The sequence below is a fragment of the Paraburkholderia sp. BR10882 genome, from assembly GCF_040948855.1.
GTDB lineage: Bacteria > Pseudomonadota > Gammaproteobacteria > Burkholderiales > Burkholderiaceae > Paraburkholderia > Paraburkholderia nodosa_A.
In genome coordinates this window covers 15,022-27,901 of record NZ_JBFPKP010000001.1, presented here as the reverse complement: position 1 = coordinate 27,901, position 12,880 = coordinate 15,022, and the positions used below count along the sequence as shown (strand labels likewise).

Below are 12,880 nucleotides of genomic sequence, written 5' to 3'. Positions count from 1 at the left end.
GTGCGCCCAGGTCTCGCGACCGCGCTCACGAAGCCGCGCAAAAAGAAAAAGGGCAGCATATCGCTGCCCTTTTTACTGCCTATACGCTCGAAACTCAGGCGAATGCGGTCTGTGCCTCGTAGCCGAAGCCGCGCGGCGCCTTCTGCGGATCGTCGAACGTGACGATCTCGTAGGCGTCCTCATTCGCGAGCAGCTCGCGCAGCAGCGCGTTATTGAGGCCGTGGCCCGACTTGTACGCGTCGTACGCTGCCAGCAGCGGATGGCCGACCACGTAGAGGTCGCCGATCGCGTCGAGCATCTTGTGCTTCACGAACTCGTCGTCGTAGCGCAGGCCGTCGTTGTTCAGAATGCGGTACTCGTCCAGCACGATGGCGTTGTCCATGCTGCCGCCGCGTGCGAGGCCGAGCTCGCGCATCATCTCGACTTCGTGCGCGAAGCCGAACGTGCGGGCGCGCGCGATTTCACGCACGTACGAGGTATTCGCGAAGTCCACTTCGAGCGCCTGGCCCGTCTTGTCGACAGCCGGATGGCGGAAGTCGATCGTGAACTTGAGCTTGAAGCCGAAGTAAGGCTCGAGACGTGCGAACTTGTCGCCGTCGCGGATCTCAACGGGCTTCTTGACCTTGATGAACTTCTTCGGAGCGTTCTGCTCCTCGATACCCGCCGACTGGATCAGGAACACGAACGAAGCCGCGCTGCCGTCCATGATCGGAATTTCCTCGGCGGTCACATCCACGTAGAGGTTGTCGATGCCAAGGCCTGCGCAGGCGGACATGAGGTGCTCGATCGTCGAGACACGTGCGCCGTCTTTCTGCAGCACCGAGGCGAGGCGGGTATCGCCAATCGCCATCGCCGAGGCGGGGATGTCCACCGGCGTCGGCAAATCCACGCGCGAAAACACGATGCCCGTGTTCGGCGCCGCCGGACGGAGCGTCAGGTCGACCTTGCGCCCCGAATGCAGGCCGAGGCCGACTGTCTTCACGATTGATTTGATGGTTCGCTGCTTCAACATGGTCTTCTTGCTCATTGAAAATCCCAATCGGGACTTTTTAATTCATAGCACGAATTATACTCCAGTTGCGCCGAGTCCGTCTTTTTCACCGGCGTGACAAACTGTTTCCCCGTGTTACCCAATGGGGATGGAGCGCGGGCCGATGCCCGGAACGGAGGCGTTCCCGGGGTAATCGGCCCGCTGGGCTCACGTAATGGCCTGTCACATTTACGCCGCAGGTGCACGTTGCTTCGGGGCAACGCCGCGCCCGCGAACGCGCTCATGCGCGGGTCAACGTGGCGAGTATGCTCGCAGCATCGCTCATTTCGAACTTGCCGGGTGCTTCGACGTGCAGCGTCTTGACCACGCCGTCGTCGACCACCATCGCATAGCGCTGGGAGCGGATTCCCATGCCACGCGCCGACAAATCCTGCTCCAGTCCGAGTGCACGAGTCAACGCTGCGCTGCCGTCGGCCATCATGCGTACCTTGCCCGAGGTACGCTGATCGCGTCCCCACGCGCCCATGACGAACGCGTCGTTGACGGACACGCACCAGACCTCGTCGACGCCCGCCGCGCGCAGCGCGTCGAAGTGTTCGACGTAACCCGGCACGTGCTTCGCGGAGCACGTTGGCGTGAATGCGCCCGGCAATCCGAAGATCACCACGCGCTTGCCCGCCGCTTCCTTTTGCACGTCGAAGCTGTTCGGCCCCAGCGTGCAACCCTCGCGCGCGTCTTCGACGAACTCGAAGAGGGTCGCTTCGGGCAGCGTTTCACCCTGTTTGATCATGACTCGTCCTTCGCAACGATGCGCAAGCGTGTCGCGCTGGCGTCGTGCAATGTTGGGCAACGATGTACTCCAAGGTTACACAGGAACGCCTGGCGACACCGCGCCTTTCCCCCACGCTCAACGCGTGGCGGGCAACCGTCCCTGCCGCGCATCCTCGCGGATGCGGCCTCGCTGGTCCTGCTCGCCTTCATTGCTACGCAGCGCGCTGTCTGTCTGCGGGCGAGGGCAACACGTGCCCTGCCGCAGTCAGATCGGCTCGCGTGTCAGTCCGCCTGCTTGCGCAGGAACGCCGGGATATCGTACGTGTCGACGCCCTTTTCCTGCAGCGCCTGCACGTGCGAAGCCGCGGTGTCGCGCGACGTGCGCCACACTGCCGGCGTGTCGAGCGCGCCGTAGTCGGCCGTGTTGCCGTGGCCGCTGTGCTGCGGTGCGTACGAACCCGCCGGAGCCGGGATCGGCTGGTTGTCCGTGCCCGTGCGCAGCAGTTGCATCGGCGCGGCTTGCTGCTTCTTCGCAGCGCGGCCGAGGCCCGTTGCCACCACCGTCACGCGCAGAGCGTCGCCCATCGCGTCGTCGTACACCGCACCGAAGATCACCGTCGCGTCTTCTGCAGCATAGCTCTTGATGGTGTTCATCACTTCGCGCGTTTCCGACAGACGCAGCGAACGGCTCGACGTGATGTTGACCAGCACGCCGCGCGCGCCCGACAGATCGACGCCTTCGAGCAGCGGGCTCGCCACGGCCTGTTCCGCCGCGAGGCGTGCGCGATCGACGCCGGCGACCGTCGCCGTGCCCATCATCGCCTTGCCCTGCTCGCCCATCACCGTCTTCACGTCTTCGAAGTCGACGTTCACGAGACCGTCGACGTTGATGATTTCGGCGATGCCTGCGACTGCGTTGTTCAGAACGTCGTCCGCGCACTGGAAGCACTTGTCCATCTCGGCGTCATCGCCCATCACGTCGAACAGCTTGTCGTTCAGGACGACGATCAGCGAGTCGACGTGATCCTCCAGTTGCTGCGAGCCGGCTTCCGCCACGCGCATACGCTTGCCGCCTTCGAACTCGAACGGCTTGCTCACCACGCCAACGGTGAGAATGCCCATCTCCTTGGCGATCTGCGCGACGACCGGGGCTGCGCCCGTGCCGGTGCCGCCGCCCATGCCGGCGGTGATGAACACCATGTGCGCGCCGCGCAGTGCGTCGGCGATGCGCTCACGGGCTTCTTCTGCTGCTGCGCGGCCCATCTCCGGCTTCGCACCGGCGCCGAGGCCCGTGTTGCCGAGTTGAATCACGGCCGATGCACGCGAGCGCGAGAGCGCCTGTGCGTCCGTGTTCATCACGATGAAATCGACGCCTTGCACGCCGCGGTTGATCATGTGCTGCACGGCATTGCCGCCCGCACCACCAACGCCTACCACCTTGATGATGGTGCCGTTGGTTTCGGTTTCCAGCATCTGGAATTCCATGTTGCCTCCGTCAAGAAAAAGATTCCGCTCCTCGGCCGTTATCCAGTGGAAGATCGGGCAACCTTCCACTGCGCGCTAGCCGCCGTCACCAGCGCGATTTTCGAAGCTTGTACTTCGCCTTCTGTCCTGCGACTTCTGTCGTTAGAAGTTGCCGAGGAACCAGTCCTTCATGCGTGAAAAGACCTGGCCCATCGACCCCGACTGCACTGCAACCTTGCGCCCGCGCATACGCTGCGAGCGGCCTTCGACGAGCAGGCCCATCGCCGTCGAGTAGCGCGGATTGCGCACCACGTCGGCCAGACCGCCTGCGTATTCCGGCACGCCGATGCGCACCGGCTTCAGGAAAATGTCCTCGCCCAGCTCCACCATGCCCGGCATCATCGCGGCGCCGCCCGTCAGCACGACGCCCGAGCTCAACAGTTCTTCGTAGCCCGACTCGCGCACCACCTGCTGCACGAGCGAAAAAAGCTCTTCCACGCGCGGCTCGATCACGGCGGCAAGCGCCTGGCGCGACAGCGTGCGCGGACCGCGCTCGCCCAGCCCCGGCACTTCGATCATCTCGTCCGGATCGGCGAGCGCCTGCTTCGCGATGCCGTAGCTCACCTTGATGTCTTCCGCGTCGGGCGTGGGCGTGCGCAGCGCCATGGCGATGTCGCTCGTCACCTGGTCGCCCGCGATCGGAATCACCGCGGTATGGCGAATCGCGCCTTCGCTGAAGATCGCGATGTCGGTCGTGCCGCCGCCGACGTCGACGAGCACCACGCCCAGTTCCTTCTCGTCCTCGGTCAGCACCGCCAGCGACGAAGCGAGCGGCTGCAGGATGAGGTCGTTCACTTCGAGACCGCAGCGGCGCACGCACTTCACGATGTTCTGCGCCGCGCTCACCGCGCCCGTCACGATATGCACCTTCACTTCCAGACGGATGCCGCTCATGCCGATCGGCTCGCGCACATCTTCCTGGCCGTCGATGATGAATTCCTGCGTGAGGATATGCAGCACCTGCTGGTCGGTCGGGATGTTGATCGCCTTCGCCGTTTCGATCACGCGCGCGACGTCCGCCTGCGTGACTTCCTTCTCCTTGATGGCAACCATGCCGCTCGAGTTGAAGCTGCGAATATGGCTGCCCGCAATGCCGGTGAATACGTTAGTGATCTTGCAGTCGGCCATGAGTTCCGCTTCTTCGAGCGCTCGCTGGATAGACTGCACAGTGGCCTCGATGTTCACCACCACGCCCTTCTTGAGACCTTTCGATTCGCTCTGGCCGAGACCGATCACTTCGTAGTGGCCTTCGCCCTTCAATTCGGCGACGACGGCCACCACCTTCGACGTCCCGATGTCGAGGCTGACCAGCAGATCCTTATAGTCTTTACTCATATCGTGCTCGTTGCGTGTGATGTCCTGTTACTTCTTGCCCGGAGCGGGCGTGTCACTGATGAAGCGCATACCGGCCGCCCTTATCGCAAACCCGTTCGGATAACGCAAGTCCGCGTATTCGATTGCTTTGCCCCAACGTTGCGTCACCGCCGACCATGCCGCGATGAGGCGGTGCGAACGCTCGCTCAGTGTGTCGGCGTTGCGCTCGCGGCCCAGCTCCACCTGCATGCCGTTCGAGAGCTTCACCGTCCATGCGTAACGCGGCGAGAGCGTCACTTCGTCGGGCGTGAGCCCGAGCGGCGCGAACCACTTCTCCAGGTCGCGGTAGCGCGCAACCACCTCGGGCGCGGTGCCGTCGGGGCCGTCGAACGCGGGCAACTCTTCGTCGAGTTCGCCCTGGTTCGCCGTGAACAGCTCGCCGTCCGTGCTCACGAGCTGATCGCTGCCCCACGTGCCCAGCGGTTTGTACTCTTCGAGCGTGACAGCCAATGCGTTGGGCCACACGCGGCGCACGCTCGCATGACGCACCCACGGCATCTGCTCGAACGCGGCGCGCGCCGTATCGAGATCGACCGTGAAGAAGTTGCCCTTCAGTCGGCCGACCACGCTCGCTCGCACGGTGGGCGAATTGATGTGCTCGGTATCGCCCTCGATGCGGATCTCTCGCAGCGCGAAGTTCGGACGCTGCACGAGCCAGTAGCAGCCCGCCGCCAGCAGCGCGAGCGCGAGCAGCGCGTGCAACGCGTTGGCGGCAAGGTTGAGCTGGCGTACGTTATTCCACATTTCGAGATTGTCGGTTCACTTCCGGTTCGGCAATTCGTCAGTCAGAGATTAATCAGGGGTTCAATCTTTTAGCGTCTGTGCCAGCACGCGCACCACCAGATCGCGATACTCGATGCCTACCGAGCGCGCGGCCTTCGGCGGCAGCGAGTGATCGGTCATGCCCGGCGCCGTGTTCACTTCGAGGAAGTACGCGTTGCCTGCGCCGTCCATCATGAAATCGGCGCGGCCCCAGTCGGTGCAGCCGAGCACGTCGAATGCGCGGCGCGCGAGCTTCTTCAGTTCCGCCTCTTTCTCCGGCGCGACGCCGCAGGGAATCAGATACTGCGTCGTGTCGAGGATGTACTTCGCGTCGTAGTCGTAGAACTCACCCGCCGGCACGATCTTGATGATCGGCAGATCGAGGTCGCCCGCGATGCACGCGGTGTACTCGCCGCCGCCTTCGATGCTCTTTTCCACCAGCACGATCTTGTCGAACTTCGCGGCTTCTTCGAGCGCCGGCACGAGTTGGCTTTCCGCCTTAACCTTGATCACGGCCACGCTCGAGCCTTCGCTCGCGGGCTTCACGAAGAGCGGCAGGCCGAGCTTCGCGACGATCTGCGGCGCGCGCGCCGCGTAGTCGTCGCCGCGCAACACCGCTTCGAACGGCGGCGTGGGAATGCCGAGCTGCTGCCACACGAGCTTGCTGCGGAACTTGTCGAGCCCGAGCGCGGAGCCGAGCACGCCCGTGCCCGTATAGCGAATGCCGTAGAAGTCGAGCGCGCCCTGGATCTGGCCGTTCTCGCCGTAGCCGCCGTGCAGCGCGTTGAACGCGCGCACGAAACCTTCGTCCTTGAGCGCGGAAAGCGGGCGCTCGGACGGGTCGAACGGATGCGCGTCGATGCCGGCGCTCTGCAGCGCCTGCAGCACCAGCGTGCCCGACTTGAGCGATACCTCCCGCTCAGCGGACACGCCGCCGTACAGCACCGCGACCTTGCCAAATTGTTTCGGATCGATACTGCTCATGTCACTCACGCCTTCTGTTCCTGTTGGGCGATTCGACCCGGCACGCCGCCGATCGAACCCGCGCCCATCGTAATCACCACATCGCCGTCGCGCACGACCGCTGCGAGCGCCTCCGGCACTTCATCCACGGTCTCGACGAACACCGGCTCGACCTTGCCCGCCACGCGAATCGCGCGTGCGAGCGCGCGGCCATCGGCTGCGACGATCGGCGCTTCGCCGGCCGCATAGACATCGGTCAGCACGAGCGCATCGACGGTCGACAGCACGCGCACGAAGTCTTCGAAACAGTCGCGCGTACGCGTATAGCGGTGCGGCTGGAACGCCAGCACGAGACGGCGCTCGGGAAACGCGCCGCGCGCCGCTGCGATCGTCGCGGCCATTTCCACCGGGTGATGGCCATAGTCGTCGATCAACGTCCAGGCGCCGCCGCCGTTGACGGGAATTTCGCCATAGCGCTGAAAACGACGGCCTACGCCGTTGAATTCCGCGAGCGCGCGTTGAATATCGGCGTCCTTCACTTCGAGTTCGGTCGCGATCGCAATCGCGGCGAGCGCGTTCTGCACGTTGTGCGTGCCCGGCAGATTCAGCACGATGTCGAGCGACGGCGCGTCTTCGCGCATCACCGTGAAGTACATCTTGCCTTCTCGGGCAATCACGTTGACCGCGCGCACCTGCGCGTCGGACGCGAAGCCGTAACGGATGATCGGCTTCGAGACGAACGGCAGAATCTCCTTCACGTTCGGGTCGTCCACGCACAGCACCGCAATACCATAGAACGGCAGGCGATGCGTGAACTCGATGAACGCCTGCTTCAGGCGCGCGAAGTCGTGCCCGTAGGTGTCCATGTGATCGGCGTCGATGTTCGTAATGACTTCGATCACCGGAAACAGGTTCAGGAACGATGCGTCCGATTCGTCGGCTTCCGCCACGATGAAATCGCCCGTGCCGAGGCGCGCGTTCGCGCCCGCACTGATCAGGCGCCCGCCGATCACGAAGGTCGGATCGAGCCCGCCCGCGGCCAGCACGCTCGCCACGAGCGAGGTCGTGGTGGTCTTGCCGTGCGTGCCTGCAATTGCGATGCCCTGCTTTAGACGCATCAGTTCCGCGAGCATCACGGCGCGCGGCACGATGGGAATGCGGCGATGGCGTGCCGCGAGCACTTCGGGGTTGTCGCTGCGCACCGCGGTCGAAACGACCACGGCATTCGCGCCTTCGATGTTTTCTTCGGCATGGCCGATCGCGATGCGCGCGCCGAGCGCGGCGAGTCGATCGGTGACCCCGTTCTTCGCGAGGTCCGAGCCGCTTACCTGATAGCCGAGGTTGACGAGCACTTCGGCGATGCCGCTCATGCCCGCGCCGCCGATGCCAACGAAATGGATATGTTTGACGATGTGTTTCATTGCTTTCCTCCCGCACTTACGCCCGCCACAGCCGCGCAGATGCGCGCGACCTGATCGGCGGCGTCGGGTTTCGCGAGCGCGCGAGCGCGCCCGGCCATTTCCGCCAGCGATGTTCTGGTCTGATGCCGCAACCAGTCGGCGAGTCCTTCCGCCGTCAGGTCGCGTTGCTGCACCACGAGCGCTGCGTCCTTGTCGGCAAGGAACGCGGCGTTGGTGGTCTGGTGGTCGTCCACGGCGTAGGGGAACGGCACAAAGCATGCCGCCACGCCCACGGCCGCGATTTCGGCCACCGTCATTGCGCCCGAACGGCAGACCACGAGATCCGCGTTGCGGTAGGCGCTCGCCATGTCGTCGATGAACGGCACGAGCTGTACCGTGTCATTCAGTTCGAGTCCGGCGTCGAGATAGTTTTGACGCAAGGCGTCGATGTGCTTCGCGCCCGCCTGATGCACGATATGCGGACACTCTTGCGGCGCGAGCAGCGACAGCGCGCGCGGCACCACTTCGTTGAGCGCCGTGGCGCCGAGACTGCCGCCCACTACGAGCACGCGCAGCGGACCGCTGCGCGCGGCGTAGCGCGCCGCCGGCGCGTCGACGTGTTCGAGCGCCTCGCGGATCGGGTTGCCGGTCCACTCGGCATTCGGCAAGGCGCCCGGAAACGCCACGAGCACGCGCCTGGCCAGTTTCGCGAGCACCTTGTTCGCGAGACCCGCAATCGAATTCTGTTCATGCAGCACGAGCGGACGGCCCGAAAGCGCGCTCATCACGCCCGCCGGGAACGTGATGTAGCCGCCCATGCCGAGCACGACGTCGGGCTTCACGCGGCGCAACGCCGCGAGGCTCTGCGTGCAGGCGCGCAGCAGGTTCAGCGGCAGCATCAGCTTGGTCTTGATACCCTTGCCGCGCACGCCGCCAAAGCGCACGTATTCCATCGTGATGCCGTGCTTCGGAACGAGCGTCGCTTCCATGCCTGCGGGATTGCCGAGCCACACCACGCGCCAGCCCCACTGCTCCATGCGATGTGCGACGGCAAGGCCCGGGAACACGTGTCCCCCGGTGCCGCCGGCCATCACCATGAGAGTGCGCGTTGCTGCGGTCATACCTTGCCTCCGCGCATCAAGACCCGGTTCTCGTAGTCCACGCGCAACAGCAGCGCCACCGCGATGCAGTTCAGCAGGATGCCCGAGCCGCCATAGCTCACGAGCGGCAGCGTGAGACCCTTGGTCGGCAACAGCCCCAGGTTCACGCCCATGTTGATGAAGGCCTGCGCACCGAACCACACGCCAAGCCCCTTGGCGACGAGACCGGCGAACGTGCGGTCGAGCGCGAGCGCCTGGCGGCCGATCTCGAACGAGCGGCGCACGATCCAGTAGAACAGCAGGATCACGACGAGGACGCCGACGAAACCGAGTTCCTCGCCGATGACGGCGAGAATGAAGTCGGTGTGCGCTTCCGGCAGATAGTTGAGCTTTTCGACGCTGCCGCCAAGACCCACGCCGAACCACTCGCCGCGACCGAACGCGATGAGCGAGTGCGTGAGCTGGTACGCCTTGCCCTGCGCGTAACGGTCGTCCCACGGATCGAGGTACGCGAAGATCCGCTCGCGGCGCCACGGCGACGCCCACACGAGCAGCGTGAAGGTGCCCACTGCCGTGGCCACGAGGCCGCCGAACAGCTTGCCGTTCACGCCGCCGAGGAACAGCACGCCCATGGCGATCGCGGCGATCACCATGAATGCGCCCATGTCAGGCTCGAGCAGCAGCAGCGCGCCGACCACGCCCACGGCGAATGCCATCGGCAGGAAGCCTTTCGCGAAGCTATGCATGTATTCCTGCTTGCGCACCGTGTAGTTCGCAGCGTAGATCGTCACGGCGAGCTTCATGATTTCCGACGGCTGCATGTTCGTGACGCCGAGCGGAATCCAGCGACGCGCGCCGTTCACGCCCTTGCCGATGTGCGGAATCAGCACGACCACGAGCATGGCGAGCGAGATGAGAAAGAGCTTGGGCGCGTAACGCTCCCACGTCGAAACGGGAATACGGAACGCAACGAGCGCCGCAACGGTAGCGATCACGAGCGAAACGAGGTGGCGCACGAGAAACGCCCAGTCGCGGTACGAGGCGTACTTGGGCGAATCGGGCATGGCGATCGAGGCGGAGTACACCATCACCACGCCGAGGCCCAGAAGCGCGATGACGGCCCACAGCAGCGAGTGGTCGTAGTCGAGCATGCGCGAGCGTCCGGGACGCACGCCGTTGACGACGCTCGCAAGACCGCCCGAGCGCGCGCCGCCGCTCGACGAGCCGCCGGCCTGGCCGTTTTCGCGCGAGAGGCGCGCACCGAATCGCTCGGACCAGCTCATATCATCGTCCCCCGTTCTGCAGCGATTGCTTCTACGGTGTCGTGGAACACGGCTGCGCGATGGGCGTAGTTGCGGAACATGTCGAGGCTCGCGCAAGCGGGCGAAAGCAGCACGACGTCACCGGGTTGCGCGAGCGCCGTCGCCGCGCGCGTGGCTTCTTCGAGCGTGGCGTGGTCGCTCATCGCGATGCCGGTTTCTTCGAGCGCCGCGCGGATCTTCGGCGCGTCGCGGCCGATCAGCATCACGGCGCGGCACCAGCGCGCAACCGGCGCGACGAGCGGATCGAAGTCCTGGCCCTTGCCGTCGCCGCCGGCGATCAGCACCGTGCGCTGCGCGAGGCCGTCGAGCGCCGCCACCGTCGCGCCGACGTTCGTGCCCTTGCTGTCGTCCACGTAGTCGATGCCGTCGATCGATGCGATCAGCTCCACGCGATGCGGCTCGCCGCGATACTCGCGCAGGCCGTGCAGAAGCGGCGCGGGCGCGAGATCGATCGCGCGCGTGAGCGCGAACGCCGCGAGCGCGTTGGCCGCGTTGTGCAGACCGCGAATGCGCAGGGCGTCGGCGGGCATGAGGCGCTTCATGCCGAGGTTCACGGGCGCCGCTTCCTGCTGCTTGCGACGACGCGGGGAGACAGGCACGTCGGCCGCGTCGAGGTCGTGGGCCTGCACGAGCCACTGCATGCCGTTCTCGCGCAACAGACCCAGGTCGCCGTCGTTCTCGGGTTCATTCAGGCCGAAGGTCACGACCTTCGCGTCGCCGCTCGCCTTCACGCTCGCGAGCGACATGACGCGGGCGTCGTCGCGGTTGAGCACGCGCGTCGTGCGCGGCCCGAAGATGCGGCCCTTCGCGGCCGCATAGGCGTCGAGGCCGCCGTGCCAGTCGAGATGGTCCTGCGTGATGTTGAGGACGGCCGCGGCGTCCGGCTCGAACGTGTGCGCCGTCTCCAGCTGGAAGCTCGACAGTTCGAGCACCCAGACGTCGGGCAGCGCGGTGTTGTCGATGGCTTCGGCGAGCTTGTCGAGCATGGCCGGGCTGATGTTGCCCGCCACCGCGACGCGCTTGCCCGCGCGCTCGCAAAGCATGCCTGTGAGGCTCGTCGTGGTGGTCTTGCCGTTCGTGCCGGTGATGGCGAGCACCTTCGGTGCGTAGCCGCTCTCGCCGAGATGGCGCAGCGCCTGCGCGAAGAGTTCGAGTTCCCCCCACACTTCGATGCCGCGCTCGCGCGCCGCCGCGATCAGCGGCACGAGGTCTTCGGCGAGCGGCGAGAGGCCCGGGCTGATTGCGACGAGCTCCACGCCGTCGAGCAGCGCCGTCGTGAACGGACCGCCGACGAAATCGGCGTCGATGCCGCGCGCGGCGAGTTCGGGAAGATTGGGCGGCGCTTCGCGCGTGTCGGCAATGCGCAGGCGGCAACCATGCCGCGCGCACCAACGCGCCATCGCGAGACCCGATTCCCCGAGTCCCAGCACGAGCACCATCGGCTTTTGCCGATCCCGAAACTTCTCGCCGAACATCGCTTGCTTCCCTTGCTTACTTAGAGGCTCAACGCAGCTTGAGCGTGGACAGACCGATCAGACACAGCATCAGCGTGATGACCCAGAAACGCACGACAACCTGCGTTTCCTTCCAGCCAGACAGCTCGAAATGGTGATGCAGCGGCGCCATCTTGAAGATGCGGCGCCCTTCGCCGTAACGCTTCTTCGTGTACTTGAACCAGGTGACCTGCAGCATCACCGAGAGCGTCTCCGCAACGAAAATGCCGCCCATGATGAAAAGCACGATTTCCTGACGCACGATCACCGCAATGGTTCCCAGCGCGCCGCCGAGCGCGAGCGCGCCCACGTCGCCCATAAACACTTGCGCTGGATACGTGTTGAACCAGAGGAACGCGAGCCCTGCCCCGCCCATCGCCGAACAGAAGATGAGCAGTTCGCCAGCGCCGGCAATGTGCGGAAAGAGCAGATACTTCGAGTAGACCGAGCTGCCCATCACGTAGGCGAACACGCCGAGCGACGCGCCAACGAGCACGACCGGCATGATCACGAGACCGTCGAGGCCATCGGTGAGGTTCACGGCGTTGCTCGCGCCGACGATCACGAAGTACGTGAGCGCGATGAAGCCCCACACGCCGAGCGGATAGCTGATCGACTTGAGGAACGGCAGCAGCAAGTCGGCGCGCGCGGGCAGGCCCATCGACAGGCCGCTACGCACCCACGCCGTGAAGAGATCGAACACGCGCACGTTGCTCGCTTCGGACACACTGAACGCGAGGTACACCGCCGCGAACAGACCGATCACCGACTGCCAGAAGTACTTCTCGCGCGAAGACATGCCGCGCGGGTCCTTGTAGACGACCTTGCGATAGTCGTCGACCCAGCCGATCGCGCCGAAGCCGAACGTGACGAGCATCACGATCCAGATGAAGCGGTTCGTAAGATCGCCCCACAGCAAGGTGGAAACCGCGATGCCCAGCAGAATGAGCACGCCGCCCATGGTGGGCGTGCCGGACTTCACGAGGTGAGTTTGCGGGCCGTCCGTGCGCACGGCCTGGCCGACCTTCATTGCGGTGAGCTTGCGGATCACCCACGGGCCGAGGAAAAGCCCGATCGCCATCGCGGTGATGGTGGCCATCACCGCACGGAACGTCAGATAACTGAACACGCGCAAGAAGCTTGCGTCATTCTGCAGCCATTGCGCCAGCGCCAGTAGCAT

Annotated in this window: 11 protein-coding genes; all 11 read right to left on the bottom strand. The window is 65.0% G+C overall.

From position 1 onward, the window contains the following. Nucleotides 1–94: 94 nt before the first annotated feature. A complete protein-coding gene (gene lpxC, locus AB3X99_RS00115) occupies nucleotides 95–1,012 on the bottom strand; it encodes a UDP-3-O-acyl-N-acetylglucosamine deacetylase (RefSeq protein ID WP_368616243.1) in 918 nt (305 codons plus the stop codon). A gap of 259 nt (nucleotides 1,013–1,271) precedes the next feature. Next, nucleotides 1,272–1,781 (bottom strand): peroxiredoxin, encoded by a 510-nt coding sequence (locus AB3X99_RS00110; protein WP_368615864.1) that lies wholly within the window; start codon nucleotides 1,779–1,781, stop codon nucleotides 1,272–1,274. 263 nt (nucleotides 1,782–2,044) lie between these two features. Continuing rightward, entirely contained in the window at nucleotides 2,045–3,247 is a 1,203-nt protein-coding gene (ftsZ, locus tag AB3X99_RS00105; RefSeq protein WP_028207795.1) for a cell division protein FtsZ, read from the bottom strand. 141 nt (nucleotides 3,248–3,388) lie between these two features. Then, nucleotides 3,389–4,621 (bottom strand): cell division protein FtsA, encoded by a 1,233-nt coding sequence (ftsA, locus tag AB3X99_RS00100; RefSeq protein ID WP_042270315.1) that lies wholly within the window; start codon nucleotides 4,619–4,621, stop codon nucleotides 3,389–3,391. A 27-nt stretch (nucleotides 4,622–4,648) separates the two neighbouring features. Beyond that, entirely contained in the window at nucleotides 4,649–5,404 is a 756-nt protein-coding gene (locus AB3X99_RS00095; protein ID WP_069268491.1) for a cell division protein FtsQ/DivIB, read from the bottom strand. 60 nt (nucleotides 5,405–5,464) lie between these two features. Further along, nucleotides 5,465–6,406 (bottom strand): D-alanine--D-alanine ligase, encoded by a 942-nt coding sequence (locus AB3X99_RS00090; RefSeq protein WP_324158721.1) that lies wholly within the window; start codon nucleotides 6,404–6,406, stop codon nucleotides 5,465–5,467. 5 nt (nucleotides 6,407–6,411) lie between these two features. Next, the gene (gene murC / locus AB3X99_RS00085) at nucleotides 6,412–7,806 is read right to left on the bottom strand and encodes a UDP-N-acetylmuramate--L-alanine ligase (protein WP_069268489.1); all 1,395 of its coding nucleotides are present in this window, start codon (nucleotides 7,804–7,806) and stop codon (nucleotides 6,412–6,414) included. Next, on the bottom strand, nucleotides 7,803–8,906 hold the full coding sequence (gene murG / locus AB3X99_RS00080) for an undecaprenyldiphospho-muramoylpentapeptide beta-N-acetylglucosaminyltransferase (RefSeq protein WP_368615863.1): 1,104 nt from the start codon (nucleotides 8,904–8,906) through the stop codon (nucleotides 7,803–7,805). The genes murC and murG overlap by 4 nt, the downstream gene beginning before the upstream one ends. After that, the gene (gene ftsW / locus AB3X99_RS00075) at nucleotides 8,903–10,168 is read right to left on the bottom strand and encodes a putative lipid II flippase FtsW (protein WP_069268487.1); all 1,266 of its coding nucleotides are present in this window, start codon (nucleotides 10,166–10,168) and stop codon (nucleotides 8,903–8,905) included. The genes murG and ftsW overlap by 4 nt, the downstream gene beginning before the upstream one ends. Continuing rightward, a complete protein-coding gene (murD, locus tag AB3X99_RS00070; RefSeq protein WP_368615862.1) occupies nucleotides 10,165–11,682 on the bottom strand; it encodes a UDP-N-acetylmuramoyl-L-alanine--D-glutamate ligase in 1,518 nt (505 codons plus the stop codon). The genes ftsW and murD overlap by 4 nt, the downstream gene beginning before the upstream one ends. Nucleotides 11,683–11,710: 28 nt before the next feature. Beyond that, nucleotides 11,711–12,880 carry a phospho-N-acetylmuramoyl-pentapeptide-transferase gene (mraY, locus tag AB3X99_RS00065; protein WP_069268485.1) on the bottom strand — a complete coding sequence of 390 codons (1,170 nt, stop codon included), beginning with the start codon at nucleotides 12,878–12,880 and terminating at the stop codon, nucleotides 11,711–11,713.

Coding starts and splice junctions, on each gene's coding strand:
- lpxC (WP_368616243.1), bottom strand. CDS start 1,012: ATGTTGAAGCAGCGAACCATCAAATCAATCGTGAAGACAGTCGGCCTC.
- AB3X99_RS00110 (WP_368615864.1), bottom strand. CDS start 1,781: ATGATCAAACAGGGTGAAACGCTGCCCGAAGCGACCCTCTTCGAGTTC.
- ftsZ (WP_028207795.1), bottom strand. CDS start 3,247: ATGGAATTCCAGATGCTGGAAACCGAAACCAACGGCACCATCATCAAG.
- ftsA (WP_042270315.1), bottom strand. CDS start 4,621: ATGAGTAAAGACTATAAGGATCTGCTGGTCAGCCTCGACATCGGGACG.
- AB3X99_RS00095 (WP_069268491.1), bottom strand. CDS start 5,404: ATGTGGAATAACGTACGCCAGCTCAACCTTGCCGCCAACGCGTTGCAC.
- AB3X99_RS00090 (WP_324158721.1), bottom strand. CDS start 6,406: ATGAGCAGTATCGATCCGAAACAATTTGGCAAGGTCGCGGTGCTGTAC.
- murC (WP_069268489.1), bottom strand. CDS start 7,806: ATGAAACACATCGTCAAACATATCCATTTCGTTGGCATCGGCGGCGCG.
- murG (WP_368615863.1), bottom strand. CDS start 8,906: ATGACCGCAGCAACGCGCACTCTCATGGTGATGGCCGGCGGCACCGGG.
- ftsW (WP_069268487.1), bottom strand. CDS start 10,168: ATGAGCTGGTCCGAGCGATTCGGTGCGCGCCTCTCGCGCGAAAACGGC.
- murD (WP_368615862.1), bottom strand. CDS start 11,682: ATGTTCGGCGAGAAGTTTCGGGATCGGCAAAAGCCGATGGTGCTCGTG.
- mraY (WP_069268485.1), bottom strand. CDS start 12,880: ATGCTACTGGCGCTGGCGCAATGGCTGCAGAATGACGCAAGCTTCTTG.